Genomic DNA, 24,731 nt, shown 5'->3' with positions numbered 1-24,731 from the left:
CGTCCAGGAGCCGGCCGGGTGATGGCCGGCACGACGCCGTCAGCCGGCCGACGGCACGTGCCGCGGGCGGTCGCCGTGCACGTCGGGCAGGGCCAGCAGCCCGAAGGCGCGGTGGGCCGCACCCGTCCCACGCCGGACGACGGCCAGGGCGATGAGGGCCGCCGCTGCGGGCACACCGAGCCACCAGCCCAGCAGGTGGATCAGCACACTCGAGGCCACGGCGCTGCCGAGCGCCACGCCGAAGACGGCGCCCAGCACCGCGAGCACGATGCGGACGTGCCCGGGTGCCGCACCGCTGCCCGGCTCCTGCTCGCCCGACCGGAGCCAGGAGACGATCGTTCCCAGCATCACGGGGACCAGGACGGCTCCCATCCCGTACAGCGTCAGCGCGACCGGCGACGACAGCCAGTCGCCGACACGCGACAGGACCTGCCCGAGGCCCGGGTGCTCCGGCCAGGCCGCGAAGGTCTTCCGGTCGGCCGAGAAGAACCGCTGGTACCCGCGCCCGTCCCAGCCGTGGACGAGGATGAAGAACATTCCGAGGTAGCCCGCTCCGGCCTGGAGGAAGGCGGCATAGACGCGGCCGGCCGCGGTCAGACGCGCCGCGACCCAGTATCCGAGCAGGGCCTGGCTCACGTTGGTCGCCGCGAACAGGGCGACCAGCCAGGCGGGCAGCCCTTCGTGTCCACGCGCCACCTGCATCGTCTCCCAGTCCGGGAAGCCCCAGAGCAGCCATACGCCGCTGGGCGCGAACAGCACCGAGCAGTACAGGACGGTACCCATGAGATACGGGTCCGACCACCGAAGGACGCGGTGGCCGCGCGAACCGGGCCTGCCGGCGAGCCGGTACGCTGCGGCGGTCGCGAAGCTTGCGCCGATGCCGTACGACCAGAAGACGTCGACCTGGACCATCGTGCTCTCCATTCCGGAATGACATGTCATTCCGCTTCGAAGGCAGAAAAAATGAACGGTCCTTGCGGGCCTGCGGCTCAGGAGGAGCCGAGGCCGTCGAACATGAGGGTTTCCACCGTGTGGATCCACGGCTCACGCATGCCGGCCGGGTCCTGCACGTGCAGCAGGCGTACGGCTCCGGTCACGATCATCCCGTTGACCGCGAGCCCGACCACATGGGCGTCCAGATCACGACGCAGAAAGCCACGGTCCTGGCCGTTGCGGATGAACGCGGCCGTGTACGCGGCCGCCGCCTCCATGGCCTGGCCGGCGAGGTCGGGATCGGCGCGGTCGATGGCTATCGCGTCGTAGAACAGAATGCGGCCCAACTCAGGTTCCGCGACCACGAGTTCGAACAACTTTTGGCCGATCCGTCTGACCTGCTCCCGGTACTGCGACAGGGTCTCCGACGAGCCGGGGTCTTCGTCGGACAGCGCGTCCGCTATCCGGCCGAGCGCCCGCGACACCACGCTCCGCGCGATGTCCTCCTTGTTCTTGAAGTAGCGGTAGAACGTGCCGTGTCCGGCGCCGAGCTCCCGCGCGATGTCGGCGATACCGGTCGCGTGGTAGCCGCGTTCGGCGAATACCTTGCCCGCGGCGCGCAGGATTATTTCCCGCTTGTCGACCACACCTTCGGGCACGAGGGTTCCCCTCACGTCGGCGGAACGCGGAATGACGCGTCATTCTCGAACTGGCCACCGGGCACCGTCAATAGACCCGACACCGCCCGCTGGGCGAGAGAACCCAAGCGAACGGCGTGATAGGGCCTTGCCTCGCACCGGAGGACATGTTTGCAGCCTCGTGGTGTACATCCGCCGGCCCGCGGATCCGTCCTCCCTTGCGCCAGATCGAACGGTGCCGCAGCCTCGGCAGGTTCACTCGAAGGTCAGGAACGGCCCGTTCAGTCGCCCGGCCACCGGCTCACCGGGCTACCAAGGGATGATGGCGAGGGCTTCCACCTCCAGCATGAGCTCCGGCCGGTACAGGGCGGCCACCTGTACTGCGGTACTGGCAGGCGGGCGGGCGGTGTCGATGTGCGCGTCACGGGCCGCCCGTACCTCCGGGAGTACGGCGACGTCGGTGACGTAGAAGGTCAACTTGGCGACGTCTGCGAACCTTGCACCGCCTGCCGCCAGGCACCGCTGCAGGTTCGCGAAGACCTGACGGGCCTGGGCGGCGGCGTCCCCCTTCCCGACCACGTTTCCCTGTTCGTCCAGTGCGACCTGCCCGGAGATGACGACCAGTCGGCCTTCGCCCACAACCACATGGCTGTAACCGTTCCCCGGGGCGACCCCGTCCGGCGGAATGTGGGTGAGCATGGTCTCTTCCGACTCGTCTGACACAGGTGACCTCCACGAACGACAGGTGACGAGGCAACGGTATCTGGCGGCAACTCCGGGCACTCCGGCGCACGTTGAGTGGCGCTTTTGCGCGTGGTGGATGTGCAAGGCGCTCTGGTTGAGGGCAGGGTCCCTCCGGCTCGTCACGAGTTCGACTCGGCCTGCGTGAAGACGAGCTGCTCACCTTTGACGGCACCATCATGGAGACTGATGCATCCGTGACAGATCCCGAAGACCGCGAGCAGCAGGCGGATGTCACCCGTCAGCTGTTGCACTACCTGAACGCACCCGTCGCCGAGTACTGCTACCTGCGTGGTGTCCTGCCCGCTCGCGGCGCCGTAAGGATCGCCATCCGCGCCGGAGATGACGAGCACGCTATGGACTTCCTGTACGAGATCCCCAACGACACGGTGGCTCCGTACGACATCCCCGGCCTGCTGCGCACCGTCCTGACCGGTCCTCAGATCTACAGCAGCAGCGATGTCGACGAGGTCATGGGGATGACGCTGGTTCGCCTGCGCCCGGAAGAGATCAGCCCGGCACCGGAGCCTGAACAGGGCCAGGCACTCGCCGTACTTCGCGCCCTGTACGACCCCGGCGAGGACGAGAACCCGTTCCTCATCGGCTTCCTGCTGCACGGCGAGGGCCTGCTGCGCCTGTACGTGCAGCGTCCCGACCGCCCCGGGATCTTCGGTGCCGACATCCGCCTGACCGAGACGCCCCCCACCGCGCTGGTCGCCTCGCTGCCCACCCTCGTCAGCGAAGAGCAGTACCTACGGCCGGCCCCGGACGACCCGCACTGCGATCTCCTCGTGGACCTGGCCGACTGGTGACATAGCACGACGCGATGGGGTGCGGGACCGCGCCCGGTGCCGACCACGGCGTCCCGTCATGTGCGCAACGGCGAGGTCGGCACCGCCATCGCAGCCGCCCTCGGCGCCCGGCTCCGCACATGACCGACCGCCGACCTCAACTCACCGATGCGCCAGGCGCCAAGACCAAACCGGCTGCCGCGAGGAAGTCCTCAAGGCTGATGACACCACTGTCCGTGCCGTCGTCCCATTCGACGAGGAGCCCCGAGAGGCCCTCGTTCCAGGACTCCGGCGTGTCGACCTCGGGGCCAGGATGCCACTCGACGCAGCCTTCACCATGCCGATAACGGAGATACAAGTACTGGCCGTCTGCCGTCCAGGCGTCCCACTGCGACGGGCAGGCGGAACACGTCTGCACAACCCGCACCAGCTTCCAGCCCTCATCCGCATCCATCCGATGATGGTCACGCACCAGCAAGACCCGTGCAATCGGCTCCAGACCGCCGTCAGGGCCGCCTCGACAAGCGGCCCAAACGCACATCAGCAGTGATCGGCCGGACAGTTCCTGGCAGTGCTTCGTCAGGTTCTGGTTCTGTTGGTCGACAGGGGTCGGTGGCAGGTGGTGCAGGTGCCGGTCCAGAGTTGACCCACCAGGGTCTCTGGGGTGGCGTGCGCCGACGGCATCGGCGGTCGCGGTACGGGTGTCCGGGCGCGTGTCATTCTCCGTACGAGGATGAGGAAACCGGGCCGCGAACACCAGGAAGGGATCCCCGTGAACGAGGTACACGAAGGACTCTGCCTCATGGGTCCCGCCATGGTGACCGTGTTCGTCATCGGCGCGGGCAACGAACCGCTGCCCCATGAGGCCTTCCAGCTCGCTGGTCTCGTGCCCGACGAGGTGCACCCTTTCATGCTGATGGAGCAGCCGGCAGCGATCGCGTCGCTCGGCCTGATGGCGTACGACCTCACCTTCCGCGACACCTCTCTCACCCTGTCCACCTACACCCGCGAGACCCTGCGTCGCTTGTGCGCGGCCGGCAGGGCCGTGGCCTGGGCAGGCTTCGAGGGCTCGTTCCATTACGACCATCTCCTCACCGAGGACATCGCATCCTCGGTCCACGCATACTGCGTGAGCGGCGCCGAGCCCGTGGTCGCGGAAGACTTCGCCACCCTCCGCGGCGCGGCCTGGAAGAAGCGGATAGCCGAAACTCGCGCGGCCCTGGAAGAACTGCTGCCAACTGCTGAAAGGCGACTGACACCAAAGCCCCGGTGACCTCATGGCATCGTGGGTTCCGGCCTCCAGGCCCCACGGTCCTCGACCACCTTGGCATCGATGAGCGGAGGCCCTGACCATGGCTCACCGACCCAAGGGAGCCGCTGCGGTCGGCGCCACCGGCACCACCACCCTGCGGCTCAGTCCGCGGCTGCCCGCTCCGCAACGGGACGCCTGCGCCACGCGCGATCGGTGAGTGACGGCGGCTGCCAGACACCGTCGGCCTGATAGAGATCGATGCCAGGCGCCACGATCTCGTCGATACGGTCGAGGACCGCGTCGTCGAGCTGCAGGTCGGCTCCCTTGAGGAGCGAGGTGAGCTGGTCCATGGTGCGCGGACCGATGATCACCGATGTGACGGCCGGGTGCACCGGAGGAAAGGCGACGGCGAGTTCCGGAAGGGTGCAGCCCACCTCCTCGGCGAGAGTGACGAGTTGCTCGACGGCGGCGAATTTCGCGGCGTTGCCCGGGAGCGCGGGGTCGAAGCGGTGCGGAGTGCGCTTGGCGCGGCCGGCGGTGAGATCGACGGGCTTTCCCTCACGGAGGGCACCGGAGAGGAATCCCGAGGCGAGCGGCGACCAGGTCAGCACTCCCATGCCCAGGCGCTGGGCGGTGGGCAGCACGGACCGTTCGATGCCGCGCGCGAGAATCGAGTACGGCGGCTGCTCCGTGCGCAGTCGCATCAGTCCGCGTCGCTCCGCGACATGGTCGGCCTCGACGAGGTCTTCAGCAGGGAACGTGGAGCAGCCGAAGGTCCGGATCTTGCCCGCTGTCACCAGGTCGCTGAGGACCGACAGGGTTTCCTCGATGTCGGTGGTGTGGTCAGGACGGTGCACCTGGTAGAGGTCGATCCAGTCCGTGTTCAGGCGTCGCAGACTGCCCTCGACGGCCTTGAGGATCCAGCGGCGCGAATTTCCGCCGCGGTTTCTTCCCTCTGCCAGCGGAAAGTGCACCTTGGTGGCCAGTACGACGTCGTCGCGCCTGCCCTTGAGCGACTTGCCGACGATCTCCTCGCATTCGCCGGCCGAGTACATGTCGGCGGTGTCCACGAAGTTGATGCCGGCGTCGAGCGCGGCGTGGATGATGCGTGCGCTGTCTTCGTGGTCGGCGTTGCCGAAGGCACCGAACATCATCGTGCCGAGGCAGTGGGCGCTGACCTCGATGCCGGTCTTGCCGAGGACGCGATAGCGCATACAGGTGCTCCGTCACAGGTGAGGTGGCCGAGGGTCAGGTTAGGGCTTGGAGTGCACTCGACGGCAAGGGAACAGGGACGTTCCGCCGGTAGCCACCGCTCCCTCAGAGCGGAGCCCACGTCGGCTGCACGCCATGGCACGGCCTCATCCGCGGATGAGGGGCCGCCCGCCAGTCGCTACCCAGTTCTGGCGGGTACCGGCCATCGGACTGACCGAAGAAACCCTGGATTCTGGAATTGCTCTGAATCACCTCTGTCAGCAACTTCAGCCGGCTTCGTCGAGCGCTGCTCCACTGGGACCATCGTGATCGCGAGGAAGCTTCACCTACGCACTGTTGGCCATCACATCACCACGGCCGCCGGACCGGCTGTCCTGCTCACCACACGGCGCCGGATGGAGCGGCTGGACAGGAGTTTGTTGTGACTACGGCATTGATCATCGGCGACCTCCAGCGAGGCATCACGAGCAGCCATCCCTTCGCCAGGCACGTCCTGCCACCGATCACCGAACTGCTCCCCGGTGCTCGTGCCGCCGGTGCTCTCGTTGTGTTTGTGCACTTTGCCGTCCGTGGCAACGGGGCCGACTTGCCGCCGGGAAACGCGCTGTTCAGGACGTTCTTCGAAGCGGGGGACACTTTCCATGAGGGATCGGCCGGAACCGAGCTCGATCTGGCGGTCGCCGACGAGGACGTCGTCGTACTGAAGCGCCGCGCCAGCGCGTTCGCCGGCACAGACCTTGACATTGTGCTGCGCGCCGCCGGCGTCGACAGCCTGGCGATCGCCGGAGTCGCGACCAGCGCCATGGTGGCTGCGACGTGCTACGACGCGGCGGACCGCGGCTACCAGGTGACAGTGCTGCGCGACGGATGCGCTGACGGCGATTCGGCAATGCACAGCTTCTTCATGGACGTCGTCTTCCCCAGCCGGGGGTTCGAAGTCCGGCCCTGCGAAGGGTGGCTGGCCACGATGCCTCGCTAGAGCTGGTGCTTGAGGCAGGTAGGCAGAGGGTCCGTGCCGGCGGCGTTCGGCACGGACCCTCGTCGGGCCTCCAGGCCCGTCGCGAAACTTACGCCGCACGCGACTGTGCCGGGATCGTCGAGCACCTCGCGCATGGGGCGTCGGTGGGAAACGTGTGACCTGCCGCAGAAGCAGGCCGCTGCGGTCCGGAAGGGCGTCGGTGTGTTGAGGCGATCCCGGCGGTGGGTGGGCGTTGTCGATCTAATCGCGGACCGGGGCGTTCACCGTGGGATGCGTGTTGCGGCTGTCCGTGCCCAGGCCCGAGAGCAGGCGCAGCCCGTCCTCGGCGGCGCTGCCGGGGGCCGCGGACAGCACCAGCAACTCTCTGCCTGACCCGTCCGGTAGTGCGAAGTTCTCCTGATGCAGTTCGAGCAGTCCGACCAGTGGGTGCCGGTACGCCTTGCGTCCATGCGTGCGAGCCCGCACGTCCGCGCGAGCCCAGAGACGGCGGAAGCGCTCGCTGCCCATGGCCAGTTCGCCGATGAGCGAGGCCAGTCGAGGGTCCTCGGGGTATTTGCCGACGCCCAGGCACAGGTGCCCGACCACGTCGAGGGTGCATGTCTCCCAGTCCGCGTAAAGACCGCGCGCGGCCTCCTCCAGGAAGATGTGTCGGGCGGTGTTGAGGCCCGGTATCGGCCTGCCGTGGAGGAGCTCGGCAAGCCGGTTCCCGGCGAGCACGTCCAGGCGGTGGTTCATGATCAGCGCGGGTGCGTCGGGGACCAGGTCGAGAACACGCAGGAGTTCCGGCCGGACCCGTCCGCCGGGCGTCTTCGTGCGGCGGCGGCGCTGCCGGGCGAGCCGGTAGAGGTGCCCGCGTTCGGTCTCGTCGAGGTCGAGGACGCGTGCGAGCGCGTCGAGGACTTGCTCGGAGGGCTGGGTCGCGCGGCCCTGCTCCAGGCGTACGTAGTAGTCGACGCTGACTCCGGACAGGTGCGCTACCTCTTCGCGGCGTAGCCCTTCGACCCGGCGGCGGCTGTCGGTGGTGATGCCGGCGGCCGCCGGATCGACCCTGGAACGCCGGGTCCGCAGGAAGCCCGCAAGATCGTCCATGTCCCCAGTATGACCGCGACGTTGCTCGTGAAGGTGGTCCTGCCAGTACCAGGAAGTCCCATCCGACGGAAGCGGCGCCCCTGAACGCCGGGCGCCGCAGCGCCCAGGATCGAAGGCAACCGATCCGAAGGAGTTCCCATGAAGACGCTGATCGTCCACGCCCACCCGGAGCCGAGGTCGCTCAACAGCTCCCTGAAGGACTTCGCGGTGTCCACGTTGGAGAACGCCGGGCACGAGGTCCGGGTGAGTGATCTGTACGCGATGAACTGGAAAGCGGTCGTGGATGCCGCGGACTACGGCTCCCACGCTTCAAATCCGCTGAAGGTCGCCCTGGACTCGGGCCAGGCCTTCGAGGCCGGGACGCTCACCCCGGATGTCCTCGCCGAGCAGGAGAAGCTGCTCTGGGCCGACACGATCATCTTCCAGTTTCCGCTGTGGTGGTACTCGATGCCCGCGATCCTCAAGGGCTGGGTGGACCGGGTGTTCACCTACCGCTTCGCGTACGGCGTCGGCGAGCACAGCGACACCAAGTACGGCGAGCGCTTCGGTGAAGGGACCCTCGCGGGCAGGAAGGCTCTGCTGTCGGTGACCGCCGGCGGCCCGGAGTCGCACTACGCCGCTCGCGGGATCAACGGCCCCATCGACGATCTGTTGTTCCCGATCCACCACGGCATCCTCTATTACCCGGGAATCGAGGTGCTGCCCCCGTTCGTGCTGTACGGAACCGACCGGATGACCGGCGAGGACTATCCGGACGTCGCCAAGGCGTGGGAGCAGCGCCTGCTCACCCTGGAGTCGACCGAGCCGATCGCGTTCCGGCGGCAGAACTTCGGCGACTACGAGATGCCCTCCCTGAACCTGAAGGAGGGACTGGAGCCCGCGGGCCGCACGGGGTTCGGGCTGCACCTGCGCGGCTGACCGCCGACGATGGACAGGGGCGCTGACCCGAGGAGCGGTCCGAGGGCCGTGGCAGCGGTGCGGGTGAGCGCCACCAGGCAGGGTGCACCGGTGCATTCCACGGGCGCGGCGCGGTGCCTGCCGTCGCGAAAGCCGGCGACGCGGCATAGGTGGTGCACAAGGCCGGCGACCGCGTTGAGGGACACGATGATCGCCGGCCGGCCGGTCGGCCGGCGTGCGTGCGTCGCCGTCGAGGAAACACTGCACGCCCCGAGATGCCGCGAAGCGGCAGGCGCCCGAGAGTGATGCCGGTCGGCGGTGGTAGTTGTTGTCTCAGGCCGGGCGACCTGGTGAGTTCGCTGAGCGTTGTTCTGCTGGCGGGGGAGCCTCCCAGGTGGCGGTGATGTCGCGGGCGACGTCGCGTAGGAGGTCGATGAGCATGTCTGCGAGTGGTGTGAGGCCGGCGTCGGTCTTGGTCAGGGCGTAGAGCTGGCGGCAGGGCCTGGGGTGGGCCAGTTCGCGATGGGTGGTGCCTGGCGCATGGGTCAGGGCCAGGCGCGATACCAGAGCCACGGCGCTGCCTGTGCCGACGAGGGCCTGGGCGACGTCGTAGGACTCGGTCTCGAACCGCACCGTGGGAGTGAAGCCGGCCTCGCGGGCAGCGTTGTGGAACTGTTCGCGGGCGGCGTGGCCGGCCAGGATGGAAACCCACGATTCGGCACGCAGCTGTTCCAGGTGCAGTTCGCTGTCCGCAGGCTGCCCGATGGCCAGCCGGTGGTCGTCGGGGAGTACCACGACCATCGGGTCCAGCAGGAGCGGGTGAGCGCGGAGGTGCGGGGGTGGCGCGAGCGGCGTGCCCCAGGACGCGACGATGGCGAGATCCAGGTGCCCTGCGCTGATCTCGTCCGCTCCGCGTCCGGACACCACGTCCACGACGGAGACGTCGGCGTCCGGATGGCGGTGCCGCAGCGCCGTCAGGGCGGGTGGCAGCAGGTGCAGGGCAGCCGCCTGGAACGTTCCGATCCGCAGCCGTAGGGAGAGGCGGCCGAGCAGTGCGGCCAGTTGCGCCTCGGCCATGTCCGACGCCTCCTCCACGGTTCGACCGTGGGAGGCGAGCAGCGCACCGGCCGCGGTGAGTGTCGCTCCACGTGGGCCACGGACGACCAGGGGCACCTGCCAGTCGCGCTCGGCCTTGACCACCTGTTGTGTGACCGCCGCGGGAGTGAGTCGAAGGGCATGAGCCGCCGCCGTCAAGGAGCCGTGCCGCTCGATCAACGCGAGAAGCCGGAGCTGTCCCGGGTCCACCACCATTCACCAATCCTAACGCTGCACCCTTCTCTCTTAACTTCTCTTACGAGTGCGGGAGAGGAAGCCTGGTGGTGCACCCATCGACCGCAGTCCCTGGAAGGGTTCCTTCGCCATGCCTACGCATGTGTCCGTGTTCATCGTCACCACATTGCTGCTGGCGATGCTGCCAGGCGCGAGTCAAGCCATGATGATCCGGCAGGTTCTGGACGGCGGGCAGCGCACAGTCCGAGGCACGCTCGCGGGCAACGCCACCGGCTTCCTGCTGTGGTCCACGGCCGCTGCGTCCGGTCTGTCCGCTGTCCTGCTGACCAGCCCGCGCGCGTACGCGGTGGTCCGGATCGCAGGCGGCATCGTGCTGATGATCCTCGGGGTGAACACGCTGCGGACCGCGCTCAGCGCCGCCTCCACCCGCCCGCCTCGCGAGGGCGGGCGCCGCACCGGCTTCGCGGGCGGATACCTCACCGGCCTGAGTACCAACCTAGGCAACCCGAAGGCCGGTGTGTTCGCCGTCTCGGTGCTGCCCCAATTCGTGACGTCGAAGGGCCCGGTGTTCCTGTCGACCGTCGCCCTGGGAGCTCTGTGGGCGCTCGTCAGTGCCTCTTGGTACCTGTTGCTCACCTGGGCCGTCGGCCGAGGGCGCGCCTTGGTGTCGCGGCCGACGGTCCTGCGAGGGCTCAGTGTGACGACCGGCGTCGTCCTGCTCGGGCTGGGCGCCGCGGTGGCAGCGGGTGTCTGAGGGCCGGGCCACGAACAACGAGCCGATGACCCACGCAACGGCGCCGGACGGAACCCGCATCGCCTATCAACTCCGTGGTCAGGGGGCTCCGCTGGTCCTGCTGGCGGGCCAGGCCAACAACCACCACTGGTGGGACACGGTTCGCGCCGACTTCCATCCCGCTCGCAGCACCCTCACGCTCGACTACCGCGGCACCGGCGACAGCGACAAGCCCGACAGCCCCTACAGCACCGAACTGTTCGCCCAGGACGTCATCGCCGTCCTCGACGAACTCGCCATCCACCGGGCCGACGTCTACGGCACGTCCATGGGCGGACGGGTGGCCCAGCAGCTCGCGGCCCGCCACCCCCACCGAGTGGGCGCCCTGGTTCTCGGCGGCACCTCACCCGGCGGCCCGCACAGCGTCGAACGGGGCAACGACGTCCGCCAAGCCCTGGCGCAACCTCAGCCTGGAGCCGCGCGACAGGCCCTGCTGGAGCTCATGTACACCCCCCAATGGCTCGCCTCCCATCCCGGCCCGCACCACACCCTCGGCGACCCCGGCATGCCTGCCCACGCCCGGCACCACCACCTCGCGGCCAGCAACCGGCACGACGCCTGGGCCATCCTGCCGGGCATCAGCGCACCCACTCTGGTCGTCCACGGAAGCGACGACCTGCTCAACCCCACCGCCAACGCACCCCTGCTCACCGGGCGCATCCCCGATGCCCGACTCCACCTGATCCCCGAAGCCCGGCACGCCTACTTCGAGGAGTTCCGCACCCACGCCAGCCCCCTCGTCCTGGACTTCCTCACCACCGCGCACAAGCCGTAAGTACAGCGCAGCCGATACTCGGACACCCTGCTCCGTGAAGTGGGCCGATCGTGATGGTGTGTCCACCAACACCCAAAGGCCCCGGCTTTCTCCTTGGCCGTGCGGTGTGTACTCGCGCCCGTGCCGGACACTCACGAGCAGCCGAACCAGTGCCCGACGGGGCGCTCGGGGCAGGTACGGCACGCGAAGACGTAGACGCCTCCGGCGTCGCCGAGGCATAGTCCGGCGGGGTTGTGGGCGTCCTCCTTCCACCGGCGGCCGCCCGAGTCTTCCCGGTCGGAGCGCTGGATGCAGAGCCCCCGCCCCCGGGTTCGGTACCGGCAGGCGAGGGCTGGCTGTGGATCGCTGCTCAGCGGTCGGCGGGTTCAGCGTGCGAAGGGCCCGCCCAGTCGCGCGTACGACAGCTTCAGCGACGTCACGGAGTACGACTTCGAGCCGGTCGTCGTGATGCCCGAGCCGGAGCCCTTCAGCAGGTGCACGAGGCCCCAGCGGTCCTCGTTGCCCAGCTGTTCGTTGGTGTCGATCATGAGGTCCGCGCGGCCGTCGCGGGTGTAGTCGGTGAGCTTGAGGAACGAGCCGAACTGGTCCTGGGTCTCGGCGGTGCCGGTGATGCCGGAGGTGTCCTGGGTGTAGGACTTGGCGCCGGTGCCGGACAGGCCGCCCGAGCGGCCGAACAGGACGGTGACCGCGCCGGCGTCGCGCTTGGTGCCGAGGTCCTCGCCGCGGGCGCCGACGGCGAGGTCCGCGTATCCGTCGCCGTTGATGTCGCCGGCGGCGATGGCGGAGCCGAAGTAGTCCTCGTTCTCGGAGGAGCCGGGCACGCCGGTGGTGTTCTGGGTGAACTTGACCGGCTTGCGGGCGGTGTCGGGGCCGCTGGAACCGCCGTACTGGACGGTGACGTAACCGCGTTCGCTGTCGCCGGTCTCGTAGCCGCGGCCAATCGCGAGGTCGCCGTAGCCGTCCTTGTCGAAGTCGCCGACCGAGAGGATGTCGCCGCCCTGGTGGCCACCGTCGTCGGGCACCCGTATCGCGCCCGCCTGCTGGGTGAAGGTGCTGCCCCCGCGGTGGAAGTAGGCCCGCAGGTCCGCGTCGGTGTTGCGCTGGAGGTCGGCGCCGAGGATGTACAGGTCGGTGGCGGCGTCGGCGGTGACCCGGCCGGCGACCAGGTTGGGGGCCCACAGGAGGCCGTAGGAGTTGCCGAGGGAGTCCCAGCCGCTCCTCCCGCCTGCACGCGTGAAGGGGCCCTTCAGGAGGACCACGCCCGCCCGGCTGTTGCTGGTGACGGCCAGGTCCTGGTCTCCGTCGCCGTCGAAGTCGCCGGACACCACGTCCTCGCCGAACGCGTCACCCGAGCCCTCGTACTCCTGCGGGACGGGCGAGTTGAAGACCGTGCCCGAGCCGAGGCCCGTCGCGCTGCCCCAGACGACGGTCAGCCCGCCGCGCATCTGCACGTCGCCGACATCCTCGCCGGGCGAGGAGACCACCAGGTCGGCGTAGCCGTCGCGGTCGAGGTCGGCCGTGGTGGCGGCGGTTCCCCACCCGTCCTCCGCCTCCACCGCGCCCGGGATGCCCGTCGAGTCCTGGTGGATGACCTGGACGCGGGTGCCAGGACCGGACGACGTGCCGTAGACGACGGTGACCCGGCCGTCCTTGCCGTGCGTGCCGCCCAGCATGACGAAGTCGCGGTAGCCGTCGCCGTTGAAGTCGTCGGACAGCTTGGCGGGGGCCGCCGACGCCCCGGGGGCGGTCAGGAGCGGTGTGCCGACTGCTGCCGTGAGAGCCACGGCAGCAGCGAGGGTGGTACGTCTGGCGTGCATGGGTCTCCGTTGTCGAGAGCGTACGGTGCGCGACCTGATCTTGATCTGATCGACTGCGCTCTACGACGAACGCGGCGGCCGAATGGTTGTACGTATTCTCCGGGGCAGTTGTAGGTGCATACGGCGCTCATGTGTACGGGCATTACGCGCGGATCCCCACGGGGCTGAGACCCGTCCGGAAACTGCTGTCGATGCGCCGCGGGCCGTGACGTGGGCGGCGGTCGATCATGAGGGGATGCTGAGCTCGCGCATGCGGGCAGGAGCCCTCCCTCCACGCGACGGAACCGGAAAGTGCCGTCGACTACGGAAGGGTCCCGGTGGGCGTCGAGCCCGTGCTCTCCGGGCGGGCTGCCTGCCTCGCATCGGTACCGGATCCGTACTCGGCACCGGCGCCCCGCCTGGGCGTGGAGCGGCGCCGGAGCGCGGCAGTCACCATGCCGGCGAACGCGACGGCCCAGACGGCTGCGGCGACCCAGACTTCCCAGCGGCCGATGGTGGTCATCCACGATGTTCCGGTCGCGCGTCCCAGTTCGTGGGTGGTGACCGCGTACATACCGATGGGGAAGACGAGGTTCCACCAGTCGAGCCCGTAACGCAGCGGAATCCGGCGCAGCGCGTGCCGCCATAGGCCCAGGGTCAGCAGGAGCGGGATCAGCCAGCTGGAGAACGCCCACAGGACGACGGACGATCCGACGATGACCGGACGCGACAGCAGCGTGTCGCCGGACGGCAGCGAGATCAGCCGCACGCCGGCGAGCACGGTGATCGCGGCGGCCCCCATGAAGATCCACACGGACGTCATGAGGCCTTCCGGCTGCACCGGCCGGGCCAGCAGTCTGGCCAGCACGATTCCGGCGGTCAGCAGGTACTGGACCAGGCCGACGGCCCAGCACACCACCGCCAGCACGGGCAGGACGTGGCCCGGGGTCACCTGGGCGAGCGAGGCCGCCGCCACCGCCACCGACTCCGACCCCACCGCCCACAGGAACCAGGTGCCGTTCACGTGGTCGAGCGACGGACTCCGCTTCGACGTGGTGATGAGCCCGAGCGGGATGCCGTAGTCCAGCAACAGCCACCCCAACGCTCCGAACGCCAGGAACGCGCCCGCCACAGCGGTGTGCCCGTCCGGCACGAAGCGCGCGGCGAGCACGTTGGCGGAGATGGCCACGGTGAGGAAGGCGAAGCCGCGCGGACCGAGGAGATCCGCGACGAACCGCTCGCGATGGCGCAGCAACCGCCAGCCGTAGGCGGGCACCAGCACCACGAAACCGGCCAGAGCCACCCAGAGCAGTGCGGCGGAGGCGGTGCCGGCGCCGTTGACGTACAAGGCCGTGGAGACGATTCCGGTGCCCATGACGAAGGCGAGCGCCCCCGCGTTGAGGTTCGCCACCGCCGTGGAGACGGCTGCGCGGTGTCCGGGCGGTCGGGGAGCGGCACCGGTACGCCCGGGCTCTGACCGGCTGTCGGGACCGCAGGCATCGTGATCGGGATCGACCCGATCGCTGAGCCATTCGGCGAGGACCAGGGCATGGCTCCGGCCCAAGTCCCGCGTGGCGGTCAGCAGGGTGAGGTTGCTGTGCTCTGCCAGGTCCCGTAGTCGGGCCGCCGCCTGCCGGTGGCCTTGATCGCCCAGCTCGAGGAGATAGCGGCGGCGGAATTCGTCGAACTGCAGAGGGTTGTATCCGTACCAGCGCTGCAGCGCGGCGGACGGGGCGACGCCCCGCATCCACTCGTCGACAGGCGCGCCCCGCCGGCGGATGCCTCCCGGCCAGACCCGGTCGACCAGTACGCGATTGCCGACCTCCCCGTCCTCGGAAGGCCTCTGCTCGTAGATGCTGCGGCAGGTTATCTGCTTGGCCATGAGGCACCCTCCGGCCGCTTGCGGTAGATCCATTTTAGTGGAATACGCATTTCAGTGGCTTTTGGGCGCACTGGCTGCGCGGGGACCGGGGGACACGGCGGTCACGACGGCCTCAACGATGGTCTGCGCGATGGCCTGCGCGGTCAGGCCCGCTTCCGCGAGTATCTCGGCCCGTGTGGCCTGCGGAGGAAACCCGTCGGACACTCCCAGGGCACGCACACGCGTCCGGAGGTCCGCCGCATGCAGGGCCTGGGCCACCGCTGCCCCCACTCCTCCGCTGAGGACCCCGTCCTCGACCGTGACGACCAGGGAGTGTTCCGCAGCGAGCGCGAGCAGCTCGCGGGGAAGCGGCTTGACCCACCCTGGGTCGACCACGGTGATCTGCACGCCCTGCTCGGCGCACAGCCCTGCCGCTTCGAGGGCGACGCGTGCCATCGCTCCGACCGCGATCAGCAGGACGCCGGTTTCGGGGGTCTCACGCAGTACGTCGACCGTGCCGGCGCTGCCGACCGCAGGAATCGCCGGACCGACCCCGCCGCGCGGGTAGCGCAGGACCGTCGGCGCGTCGTTGACCGATACGGCCTGCCGCAGCTGCTCACGCAGTGTGTGCGCGTCGCGGGGAGCCGCGATACGCAGGCCGGGGACGGCTTGGAGCATCGCCAGGTCCCACAGCCCGTTGTGGCTGGGGCCGTCGTCACCGGTGACTCCGGACCGGTCCAGAACGAGGGTCGCACCGAGCCGGTGCAGCGCGAGGTCCATCAGCACCTGGTCGAGCGCGCGGTTCAAGAAGGTGCCGTACAGGGCGATGACCGGGTGCAGCCCCGCCATGGCCATCCCGGCGGCCGAGGCGACCGCATGCTGCTCGGCGATCCCGACGTCGAAGAACCGTGCGGGATACCGCGCGGCGAAATCGTTCAGGCCGACCGAGCCGGGCATGGCCGCGGTGACGGCCACGACACCCGGGTGCACCTCCGCCAGTTCCATCAGTTCCCGGCCGAACACTGCGGACCATGTCGGTCCGGCAGGCCGCAGCGGGCGCCCCGTCCTCGGGTCGATGACGCCGATGCCGTGCAAATGGTCCTCCTCGTCCTGCTCGGCAGGCGCGTACCCGTGCCCTTTGCGTGTGACGCAGTGGACGACGACAGGCGCTCCATGGGCCTTGGCCCGTACCAGGGTCGCTTCAAGGGCGGCGATGTCGTGGCCGTCGACGGGCCCGAGGTACTCGAGTCCCAGCTCGACGAAGAGCGGGTGCGGCATCACGGAGTCCGTGTGGGACTCCCTGGTACCCGCCCGCAGACGCCCCTCGATGCCTTCGTCGGCCGCATGCGGAGTGCGGTGCAGCGCCCGACCCGCCGTTCCGGCACCTTCGAGATCATGTCTGCCCCGGCCGGGGAGACGCTCGTGGCCGGGGTGTGCGCGCAGGGCCGCCAGGTGCCGCGCGAGTCCGCCGACGGTCGGCGCGTACGAACGCCCGTTGTCGTTGACGACGATCACCAGGGGCCGGTCGGGCGCCTCCGCGATGTTGTTGAGGGCCTCCCAGGCCAGTCCGCCGGTGAGCGCCCCGTCACCGACGACAGCGACGATGTGCCGGTCCGTCTCCCCGGCGAGCTGTCCGGCCTTGGCCATGCCATCGGCGTACGACAGGGCCGCCGACGCGTGGGAGTGCTCGATGTGGTCGTGCGCGGACTCCTCCCGGCTGGGGTATCCGGAGAGCCCGCCGCGCTGCCGCAGGCCGGAGAACTCACCGGCCCGCCCCGTGACGATCTTGTGGACGTACGTCTGGTGCCCGACATCCCACAGCAGCCGGTCGCGCGGGGAGTCGAAGACCCGGTGCAGCGCCAGCGTCAGCTCCACGACGCCGAGGTTCGGTCCCAAGTGGCCGCCTGTGGTCGCGACATGCCGGATCAGGAAGTGGCGGATCTCCCTGGCGAGCCGGTCCAGATCTCCGTGGCTCAGACTCCTCAGGTCCGCGGGCTGGTTGATGCCTGCCAGCAGGCTCATTCCGCTGCTCCTCCTCGATACTGCCGTGCCCCCCGGCGGACGAACGGTGGGCAGCTCACGAATACCTCTCTGGGCACCGCTCCCTTGCTCACCGGATGGCCGATGGCATGACTGACCTCTGCTTCGAGCGGCGGCGGGCGGAGCCGACCACGGGCGCGGGATTTTCGGGAAAAGCCGTCCTGGCACATGTGTGCCCTTCCCGTCATGTGTTCGAAGATCTGGTTCTCGTTCACGCACCGACCTGTGTGACCACGCCGCACGGACGACGCTAGGACCCAGGCAGGGCAGGCACAGCCGGCTCTCCGTGCCGCATCAGCCTCACATCCGGACATGCGCCGAGCAGATGCCCGCCCTCCGGGCCCGTCGGCGCCGCATGACCGGAGCACGCGAACGACGCCGTGTCCCGATCCGAGGGCCCCATGTCCGCACGGCCCGCCATCGGTGCCGTACGGAACCTGGTTGTGAACGTCAGGCCGTGGGCTCGCGGCCGGAGGAACCACTCTGGGAAGAAGGCCATGGACGACTGCGATCCGTCGGACAGCACAGGGCAGCCTCCGCCGATCCTGTGGACTCTGGGTCTCCTGCACGGCGAGTTGAGGACACTGCACGGTCTGGCGCTGCACGAATACCTTGTTCTCGGCGCCCTCGCGGAGGCCGGGGGCCGGCCCGTGCCCGTGGCCCGGCTGACCGCGTTCCTTCAGGAATCGGGGCACCGGATGTCCGCCCTGCTCAAAGGTATGCAGGCGGCCGGACTGATCGAGCGCGATCGCCGTGACGGAGACCGCAGGACCGTCGAGGTGACCCTGACCGACGCAGGCCGTGCCAGGTTCACGGACGCCGAGAAGACTGCTCGGGCGGTGCTCGGGCGGTCCTTCGTCCCCGGACGTGTCGCCACTCGACGGTCACCAGCCCCCGGCTAGCCAGGCCCGCGCGAGGCGGCCCGGCCCTTCTCGTGCGGGATCGTCCGGAGAGCATCGGGGACCGGGCCGCGGCCGCAGGTCGGTCTCAGCGCATCCGACTCGACGGCACGGGACGGTCCCTCGGGTCGGGGACTCGGGTACGGGGCGGCTCAGCCCAGCAGCACTCCGCTGACGCCGGTGACCGGGTAGGTGTCAGCGGACTTCGGGACTTTCGGCTTCACCGGCTCACCGAAGTCCGCGAGATCCATGGTCGCGGTCGCGCCGGAGCCCGACATGTTCAAGGCCATACGGGTGCGCACGAGCCGTCCCTTGTCGTCGACCCATGCGTCGACGAAGACGGGGATGTCACTGCCGACAGAGGTGCGGACCTGGTCCATCTTGTCCCGCACGTCGTCAGCCATCCGCAGGGTGAGGGCGGCGTGGCCCAGCACGCCGCGGTAGTGCACGGCACGTGCCCCGCGGACGGTTTCCGAGCCCACCTTCGACACCTTGCGTATTGCGGACACCTGTCGCAGGACATGTTCTGGATCGTTGAGGGGAGCCCGCAGGGCGTAATGGACTTCCGCCTTGTCGCGGGCGACGACTCCCCAGGTGCCGTCGTCGGTCCCAGCGGTGCCGCTCACGTAGATCTTGCCGTCCGCGAAGACTTCTTCGCTGTGGTCGATACCACCACCGGGGAAGTCGACCGCGATGCTTCCCCGGTCCGCCGCGAAGTCGAAGTCACCGGTGACGGTGAGCGTGTATGTGCGGCCGTCGCCTGTGATGTCGATCCGCTCGTCGACACCGGCGCTGCCCTTGCCGACGGTTTCGACGGCCTTGCGCACGGCGTCTTGGTACGCGGCCGAAGAAGCCGGCGCCGCGGAGGCGCGGGCGTCCTCGGCGTCGTCCGAGTCGGCAGTGGAGCATCCGGCACACAGCAACGCGGCGGCGGTGGCCAGCAGGACGGGTCTGCGCATCGAGAACTCCAGGAATCGTGGCGCCGCACTCGGGCGGACCGATCGGCCTGGACGGTCGTCCCCCGGTGCGATGTCTCCCGCCCGGACGGAGCCGTCTGCATGATCCGGCGCGCGGAGGCTTCAAGCACCTCCCGCGCAGTGATCATACAAGCGCAGTGCTGGCGTGCTGCAGCGCGTGCCAGGCCATCGCACGTCCTGCCCCGCCCCGCCCGCCAGTGACCGCGGCACTGGTCGGCGCCCGCTCCTCGGGCCGAGCAGACATCGGGAGACGGTCCCTTCTGGCTGAGCGTGCCGTTTGCCCATCGCCCTGGCTGTGGAGGCTACGGTCCACCACCTGGACCTGACGATGGACCACCCGCACGCACGGGGACCGGCGCCCGAGGAACTCGCCGCTGTACGCGCGACCTGGACGATCTGGTGCCCGAGGCCAGGGCGCTGGGCGCGTCACACGTCCCGGCAGGCTTTGGCCTTGAACTCGGCCATGGAGACGGTGACTGCGGATTCGTCGCCGTCGTCCGAGATCCGCTGGTAGCGGACCTTTCCTGGGGTGAGCCGGTCCCGTTCAGCCAGAGTGAAGGAAACGCTGCTCGATGACCACGAGTTGTCCTTGGTCCAGCCGTAGAGGGTGTAAGTGGATCTGGTGGTGAGCGGAGCGAGGGATCTGGTCGCGGTCCAGCCGACGGCAGGAGAATCGAGGGTCCACGTGGCGAGACCGGCCCCGAGGGGGCGGTGGGCCGTCCACGAACCGACCGTCACCGTCTTGTCGACGTCGGCATCGTCCACGTAGAGGGCCGCACCATCGATGTGATGTCCGCAGACCATCATGACACCGAGCAGACGGCCGTCGCCGGTGACAGAGATGCCGGCCACGGCGTCGACGGGCACCGTGCACCCCGAGGCTGCGGCCAGGGCAACGCTGACCGCGAGGGCGGCGACGACGCGCCGCAACACCGGCCGTGCAGTGATCGACCCCATGCCAGTCCCCCTGTCCGGAAGCGCGCATGAGCCCCCAGTTCCCTGGATGGTAGAGAGCGATCGGCGGCGGGCCATAGCCTCGCCACCGACCCGTTGCGCACTCGTTGTTGTCCCGATTGGTTCCGCCGCGCCTTGGAGGTCGCGCGGCGCTCGCGGTGCAGCAGGTGGTCGATGAGGCTGTCCAGGGGCAGGGGCAGGGGCAGGGGCAGGGGCAGGGGTGCCCAAGTCGGGGCGGTCGCGCATCGACGTCCTCGCCGCGCGACCTGGCCCGCCATGCGTCGGAACGTCACAGCGGCGACGCCGATCTGGCGGGCAACGGCGGACCGGACGGAGGCGGCGGCCTCTGGGCTCAGCCCGCCAGGTGGGCTGTCGAGCTGTCCAGCGCTGCGCACAGCCAGTCGTGGGTGGCACCCGGGGTCGGTTGCGTAGGGCCGTTGAGTTCGGCGGTGAGGTTCCAGTAGTGGTCGATGCGGGGGTCGGCGGCCAGCAGCCGGCTGAGCCGGTGTCGGAAGTCGGGAGTGTCCCGCGTACCGCGTGAGCGGGCGTAGGCGGAGACGAAGCAGTCGAGTGCCTCGCCCTCGTGCGGTGACCGGTCCGCGCGCAACTCCTTCGCGGCCAGCTCGTACGCCTCGCCGAGACCGTCGTAGAGCACCGCCGCGCGTCCACCGTCCGGTCCGTGCGCCGCGGGCTGGCCCTGGCGGCCCTTGCCGGGACAGGGGGCGCTGACGAAGGCGTGCAGGCGTGCGAAAGCCAGCACCTGGGCCGGCGTGGGGCCTTCGGGGAGCTGTGGGACCGCCTGTTCGACGATGGCGGAGACCAGCCGGGCCGGGAGCCTGGGCGGCAGCCAGCGTCGCCAGAACCGCGCCAGCGGGGCGGTGTTGGGCGGGACGGCCACGGAGCCGATCAGCCGCAGACGTTCGGCGCGTTCGTCGGGGGCACAGTCCTGGAGGAGTAGAAGCGCTGCCTCCTGCCAGCGGAGGGCTGTCAGCCGCGAGCCGATCTCCCGGAGCCGCCCCGCGACGACGTCCTCCAACGTGTCCTCCTGGTCGAGGACCCGGCCCACCTCGGGAACCGGCAGGTCGAGGGTGCGCAGAGAGCGGATCAGATGCAGTCGTTCGAGCGCCTCGGGGCCGTAGCGGCGGTGACCCCCGGAACTCCTGGCGCCCTCGGGCAGCAGGCCGCGGTCGGAATAGAAGCGGACGGTCTTGACGGTGACGCCCGCGCGCTCGGCGAGCTCCCCGATGCTCAACATGTGCTCGGGCGACACGACTTGAACCTCCCTCAGGGGGAGTTCCTACCGTACCGGCGAGCGCGGAGCGCCGGTACGGCAGGCCCCGCGGACCACCGAGTGCGAGGAGACGGCGATGACGGCATTCATCCTGGTGGCGGGCGCCCACACAGGCAGGTGGATATGGCAGGAGGTGGCTGACCGGCTTCGGGAGTCGGGGGCCCAGGCGTACCCGGTGACCCTCACGGGCATGGGGGAGCGGGCCCCTGCGGCGGGACCCGACACGGATCTGGAGACGCATGTCCGCGATCTGCTGCGGCTGATCGACCAAGTGGACGCGCCGAAAGTGGTGTTGGTGGGTCACTGCTATGGCATCCACCCGGTGCTCGGCGCGGCCGACCGGCGCCCGGAGCGGATCTCGCGGATCGTCCACCTGGACGCCGGTATGCCTCAGGACGGCGACCAGGCCCTCGCCCTGCTGCCCGACGAGGCGACCCGCGACCGGCTGTCGGGCCCGGCGGCAGCAGCCGAGGACGCCTGGCAGGTACCGCCACCGTCTCGCGACGAATGGCAGCGCTGGGGCAGCGTCGCAGGACTCACGCCCGAGATGCTGACCCGGCTGACGGACAAGGCCGTACCGCAACCGGCGGGGACACTCACCCAGTCGCTCCGACTGTCGGGAGCGGTCTCCGCGCTGCCGGCGACGGGCGTCCTGTGCGTCGCGAACGGTTCGAGCATCGCGATGGTCGAGGGCCTGGTGGGTTTGGGAGACCCCCGCTTCCAGGTGCTGACCGACCCCCGGGTGAGCTTCTTCGAACTCGACACCGGGCACTGGCCGATGCTCTCCCGGGCCGACGAGGTGGCGGACGTCCTCCTCCGGGCCGCCGCGGGAGAAGGACACCGGGTGTCCGCGACGGTGAGCGAACAGCCAGGACACCTGCGTCCCTTCCTGATCGATGTGCCGAAGCGGCCTCGCGAGCGGGTGGGACGGGTCGACCTCCACCTCCCGGACGATCTCTCCGAGGACGAGCGCCCCCGGCCGGCGGTGGTGTTCGTCCACGGCGGCCCGGTCCACCCCGACGTGCGGCCCACTCCACGGGACTGGCCGGGCTTCGTCGGCTACGCCCAGTACATCGCGGGCAAGGGTGCCGTGGGTGTGACGGTGGACCACCGGTTGCACGATCTCGCCGACTACGGGCGGGCCGCCGAGGACATGGCCGAGGCGGTCGCTCTCGTACGGGCCGATCCGCGCGTCGACGAAGACCGCGTGGCGCTGTGGTTCTTCTCCGCCGGCGGGCCGCTCTCGGCGCAGTGGCTGGGGGCGCCGCCGCCCTGGTTGCGGTGTGTGGCGGCGACCTACCCGATCCTCGCTCCGCTGCCGAATTGGGGGCTCTTCGACTCCCGGTTCCGCCCGGCGGTCGAGGTGCGCACCGCCGGCCGGCTGCCGATCGTGCTGACCCGGGTGGAACTGGAGCGTGCGGAGATCGCGGCGACCGTCGAGGAGTTCCTCGCCGCCGCCAAGGAATGCGACGCCGATGTCGAGGTGATCGACGTACCGCTCGGCCACCACGGCTTCGAGACGATCGACCACACGGAGTCGGCGCGCCGGGCCGTGGAACGAGCGGTGGGGTCCGTACTGGGGCACCTGAAGCGCTGACGCGTGGCCGGCCGACCCGGCGACGTCGTCCCGCCCGGGAGGTTCCGAACGTCGCGCCTCGGCCAGGTCAGTCGCACCGCGAAGACGCCTCCTCGGTCGGTACGCGGCGCCCGGCTATTCCGCGGGCACCGGCACCCGCCAGACCAACGTGGTGCCGCCCTCGGGAGGGCTGATCAACTCCAGTTTCCCATGCAGTTGTTGGGCTCGCTCTCCCATATTGCGCAGTCCGCTGCGGCGCCCCTCGGGCGGGATGCCCACGCCGTCGTCGGCGACGGTGAGACGGACCTGGTGGGAGTCGCATGTGAGGACGATGTCGGTACGGCCGGCGTGAGCGTGCCGCGCGATGTTGGTGAGGGCCTCGGAGAGGACGGCGACGACATGGTCGGCGATCTCCCGCGGTACGTCGGTGTCCAGCAGGCCCTCCATCCGGACGCTTGGCGCGAAGCCGAGCACGGGGGTGGCCTCACCGACGACCCGCACGACCTGGGCACGCAATCCCGCCCCGACTGCTCCGTCACGCTCCCGCAGGCCGAAGATCGTCGATCTGATGATCTTGATGGTCTCGTCGAGGTCGTCCACCGCGCGCACGACGCGCTCAGAGGCCTCGGGGTGCTCGATGAAGCGACCGGCGCTCTGCAGGGTCATGCCCGTGGCGAACAATCGCTGGATGGCCAGGTCGTGCAGATCGCGGGCAATGCGGTCGCGGTCCTTGAGCACTGCGACCTGCTCGGCGTCCTGTCGTCGTTCCGCAAGTTCCATCGCGATGGCGGCCTGTGCGGCGAAGGCCTGCAGGGTCTCGGTCTCCGTCGACGTGAACGCCGGTCGACCGGACTCCCGCGCCAGCAGAAGCACGCCGCGCGCACCCGCCACGCCTGTGCCGATGGGCACGGCCACGGCCGGGCCGAGTCCCTCGAATCTTGGTGGTTCCAGGGAGATCCGGTCGTCATGGCCGACGTCCGTGCTGGTGACGGAGGCCGCGCTGGAGAAGGCCAGCCCCATCAGGCTGCGGTCCATGGGCAGCACGAGCCCCTGGTGGGCTTCGGAGTCCAGCCCGACGGCGATCTCCACGGAGAGCGCCTCGGCGTCGTCCATGGGCACCGCGACCGCGGCCAGCGCCGAGCCGGTGATCTCCCCGGCCCGCTCGGCGATGAGCCCGAGCACCTCGGCCCGCCCGCCGCCGGACATCAGGTTGTGGGTGATCTCCGCGTTGGTCTGCAGCCAGCGCTCGCGCAGCCGGGACTCCTCGTACAGGCGGGCGTTGTCGATGGCGACTCCGGCCGCCACGGCCAGGGTCGACAGCACCGACTCGTCCTCCTCGTCGAACTGCGTCCCGCCCCGCTTCTCGGTCAGATACAGATTGCCGAAGACCTGCTCGCGCACCCGGATGGGAACCCCGAGGAAGGTGTGCATCGGAGGATGGCCCGGTGGGAAGCCGTACGAGGCCGAATGCTCGGAGAGCTTCGCGAGCCGCAGCGGCTCGGGACGGCGGATCAACTCCCCCAGGATGCCGTGCCCCTGCGGGAAGGGACCGATCCGGGCGATCTGCTCCTCGTTGACCCCGACCGTGTGAAAAGCGGAAAGCCGCGTACCGTCGGGTCCGATCACACCCAGGGCCGCGTACTCCGCATCGACCAGCACCGACGCGGCCTCGACGATGCTGTGCAGCGCCTGCTCCAGCTCCAGCTCGCGGCCGACGGAGAGAACGGCTTCCAGCAGACTGTGCACCCGGTCCCTGGTGCCGCGGGCCGCGTCCAGCCGTGCCTGCAGCTCCTCCAGCAGCTCGTCCAGCCTCAGTTGCGGCAACCGTATGCGCGCCATCTGAGGTTCCTCGGGGCTTCCCACCTGCGTCTCCTCCGGTCTCCCGGGCGGGCGGACACCGACCGCTCCCGTATCTGCTCACGCTACCGGGCCACGGAGCGTGAGGGT

The 24,731-nt window shown here is 69.7% G+C and carries 22 protein-coding genes; 8 read left to right on the top strand and 14 right to left on the bottom strand.

The genetic code is table 11. The features are described 5' to 3' along the window. Positions 1-39: 39 nt before the first annotated feature. The 3 genes from ACZ4IF_RS15690 to ACZ4IF_RS15680 form a co-directional block, all read right to left on the bottom strand. Positions 40-924, bottom strand: coding sequence for a hypothetical protein (locus ACZ4IF_RS15690; RefSeq protein WP_467563167.1), 885 nt, complete (start codon positions 922-924; stop codon positions 40-42). A gap of 65 nt (positions 925-989) precedes the next feature. Continuing rightward, positions 990-1,592 (bottom strand): TetR/AcrR family transcriptional regulator, encoded by a 603-nt coding sequence (locus tag ACZ4IF_RS15685; RefSeq protein ID WP_467563165.1) that lies wholly within the window; start codon positions 1,590-1,592, stop codon positions 990-992. 288 nt (positions 1,593-1,880) lie between these two features. After that, positions 1,881-2,270 carry a RidA family protein gene (locus ACZ4IF_RS15680; protein WP_467563689.1) on the bottom strand — a complete coding sequence of 130 codons (390 nt, stop codon included), beginning with the start codon at positions 2,268-2,270 and terminating at the stop codon, positions 1,881-1,883. A gap of 239 nt (positions 2,271-2,509) precedes the next feature. Here ACZ4IF_RS15680 and ACZ4IF_RS15675 point away from each other — a divergent pair, with 239 nt between their 5' ends. Further along, a complete protein-coding gene (locus tag ACZ4IF_RS15675) occupies positions 2,510-3,124 on the top strand; it encodes a hypothetical protein (RefSeq protein ID WP_467563163.1) in 615 nt (204 codons plus the stop codon). A 136-nt stretch (positions 3,125-3,260) separates the two neighbouring features. Here ACZ4IF_RS15675 and ACZ4IF_RS15670 read toward each other — a convergent pair whose 3' ends face one another. Beyond that, a complete protein-coding gene (locus tag ACZ4IF_RS15670) occupies positions 3,261-3,890 on the bottom strand; it encodes a hypothetical protein (protein ID WP_467563161.1) in 630 nt (209 codons plus the stop codon). 15 nt (positions 3,891-3,905) lie between these two features. Here ACZ4IF_RS15670 and ACZ4IF_RS15665 point away from each other — a divergent pair, with 15 nt between their 5' ends. Then, a complete protein-coding gene (locus tag ACZ4IF_RS15665; protein WP_467563159.1) occupies positions 3,906-4,376 on the top strand; it encodes a hypothetical protein in 471 nt (156 codons plus the stop codon). Positions 4,377-4,516: 140 nt separating this feature from the next. Here the strand turns inward: ACZ4IF_RS15665 and ACZ4IF_RS15660 are convergent, their stop codons facing one another. After that, positions 4,517-5,569, bottom strand: a complete 1,053-nt coding sequence (locus tag ACZ4IF_RS15660; protein WP_467563157.1) for an aldo/keto reductase — start codon at positions 5,567-5,569, stop codon at positions 4,517-4,519. A gap of 419 nt (positions 5,570-5,988) precedes the next feature. Between ACZ4IF_RS15660 and ACZ4IF_RS15655 the strand changes: the two genes are divergently transcribed. After that, the gene (locus ACZ4IF_RS15655; RefSeq protein ID WP_467563155.1) at positions 5,989-6,546 is read left to right on the top strand and encodes a cysteine hydrolase family protein; all 558 of its coding nucleotides are present in this window, start codon (positions 5,989-5,991) and stop codon (positions 6,544-6,546) included. Between the two features lie 240 nt (positions 6,547-6,786). Here the strand turns inward: ACZ4IF_RS15655 and ACZ4IF_RS15650 are convergent, their stop codons facing one another. After that, complete coding sequence (locus ACZ4IF_RS15650; protein WP_467563153.1) at positions 6,787-7,635, bottom strand: helix-turn-helix transcriptional regulator; 849 nt, start codon at positions 7,633-7,635, stop codon at positions 6,787-6,789. A gap of 138 nt (positions 7,636-7,773) precedes the next feature. On the opposite strand from ACZ4IF_RS15650, the gene ACZ4IF_RS15645 reads away from it, so the two are divergent. Continuing rightward, a complete protein-coding gene (locus ACZ4IF_RS15645; RefSeq protein WP_467563151.1) occupies positions 7,774-8,553 on the top strand; it encodes an NAD(P)H-dependent oxidoreductase in 780 nt (259 codons plus the stop codon). Between the two features lie 312 nt (positions 8,554-8,865). Here ACZ4IF_RS15645 and ACZ4IF_RS15640 read toward each other — a convergent pair whose 3' ends face one another. After that, on the bottom strand, positions 8,866-9,843 hold the full coding sequence (locus tag ACZ4IF_RS15640) for a LysR family transcriptional regulator (RefSeq protein ID WP_467563149.1): 978 nt from the start codon (positions 9,841-9,843) through the stop codon (positions 8,866-8,868). Positions 9,844-9,952: 109 nt separating this feature from the next. Between ACZ4IF_RS15640 and ACZ4IF_RS15635 the strand changes: the two genes are divergently transcribed. Together ACZ4IF_RS15635 and ACZ4IF_RS15630 are read left to right on the top strand one after the other, a co-directional pair. After that, positions 9,953-10,576, top strand: coding sequence for a LysE family translocator (locus ACZ4IF_RS15635; RefSeq protein WP_467563147.1), 624 nt, complete (start codon positions 9,953-9,955; stop codon positions 10,574-10,576). A 25-nt stretch (positions 10,577-10,601) separates the two neighbouring features. Continuing rightward, positions 10,602-11,390 carry an alpha/beta fold hydrolase gene (locus ACZ4IF_RS15630; protein ID WP_467563145.1) on the top strand — a complete coding sequence of 263 codons (789 nt, stop codon included), beginning with the start codon at positions 10,602-10,604 and terminating at the stop codon, positions 11,388-11,390. 365 nt (positions 11,391-11,755) lie between these two features. Here ACZ4IF_RS15630 and ACZ4IF_RS15625 read toward each other — a convergent pair whose 3' ends face one another. The 3 genes from ACZ4IF_RS15625 to dxs form a co-directional block, all read right to left on the bottom strand. Beyond that, on the bottom strand, positions 11,756-13,207 hold the full coding sequence (locus ACZ4IF_RS15625; RefSeq protein ID WP_467563143.1) for an FG-GAP and VCBS repeat-containing protein: 1,452 nt from the start codon (positions 13,205-13,207) through the stop codon (positions 11,756-11,758). Between the two features lie 301 nt (positions 13,208-13,508). Beyond that, a complete protein-coding gene (locus ACZ4IF_RS15620; protein ID WP_467563141.1) occupies positions 13,509-15,068 on the bottom strand; it encodes an SLAC1 family transporter in 1,560 nt (519 codons plus the stop codon). A 51-nt stretch (positions 15,069-15,119) separates the two neighbouring features. Next, positions 15,120-17,069 (bottom strand): 1-deoxy-D-xylulose-5-phosphate synthase, encoded by a 1,950-nt coding sequence (gene dxs / locus ACZ4IF_RS15615; RefSeq protein WP_467563139.1) that lies wholly within the window; start codon positions 17,067-17,069, stop codon positions 15,120-15,122. Between the two features lie 515 nt (positions 17,070-17,584). Here dxs and ACZ4IF_RS15610 point away from each other — a divergent pair. Next, on the top strand, positions 17,585-17,989 hold the full coding sequence (locus ACZ4IF_RS15610) for a MarR family transcriptional regulator (RefSeq protein WP_467563137.1): 405 nt from the start codon (positions 17,585-17,587) through the stop codon (positions 17,987-17,989). Positions 17,990-18,138: 149 nt separating this feature from the next. On the opposite strand, the gene ACZ4IF_RS15605 is transcribed toward ACZ4IF_RS15610, so the two are convergent. The 3 genes from ACZ4IF_RS15605 to ACZ4IF_RS15595 form a co-directional block, all read right to left on the bottom strand. Continuing rightward, the gene (locus ACZ4IF_RS15605) at positions 18,139-18,945 is read right to left on the bottom strand and encodes an SCO4651 family lipoprotein (protein ID WP_467563135.1); all 807 of its coding nucleotides are present in this window, start codon (positions 18,943-18,945) and stop codon (positions 18,139-18,141) included. Between the two features lie 444 nt (positions 18,946-19,389). Further along, on the bottom strand, positions 19,390-19,920 hold the full coding sequence (locus ACZ4IF_RS15600) for a hypothetical protein (protein WP_467563133.1): 531 nt from the start codon (positions 19,918-19,920) through the stop codon (positions 19,390-19,392). A gap of 349 nt (positions 19,921-20,269) precedes the next feature. After that, positions 20,270-21,172, bottom strand: a complete 903-nt coding sequence (locus tag ACZ4IF_RS15595; protein ID WP_467563687.1) for a helix-turn-helix domain-containing protein — start codon at positions 21,170-21,172, stop codon at positions 20,270-20,272. 112 nt (positions 21,173-21,284) lie between these two features. On the opposite strand from ACZ4IF_RS15595, the gene ACZ4IF_RS15590 reads away from it, so the two are divergent. Continuing rightward, on the top strand, positions 21,285-22,805 hold the full coding sequence (locus ACZ4IF_RS15590) for an alpha/beta hydrolase (protein WP_467563131.1): 1,521 nt from the start codon (positions 21,285-21,287) through the stop codon (positions 22,803-22,805). Positions 22,806-22,919: 114 nt separating this feature from the next. Here ACZ4IF_RS15590 and ACZ4IF_RS15585 read toward each other — a convergent pair whose 3' ends face one another. After that, positions 22,920-24,623 carry a GAF domain-containing sensor histidine kinase gene (locus tag ACZ4IF_RS15585; protein WP_467563129.1) on the bottom strand — a complete coding sequence of 568 codons (1,704 nt, stop codon included), beginning with the start codon at positions 24,621-24,623 and terminating at the stop codon, positions 22,920-22,922. Between the last annotated feature and the right edge of the window lie 108 nt (positions 24,624-24,731).

Source organism: Streptomyces sp. NPDC025784, from assembly GCF_055558435.1.
This window is presented reverse-complemented; position numbering and strand designations above follow the sequence as displayed.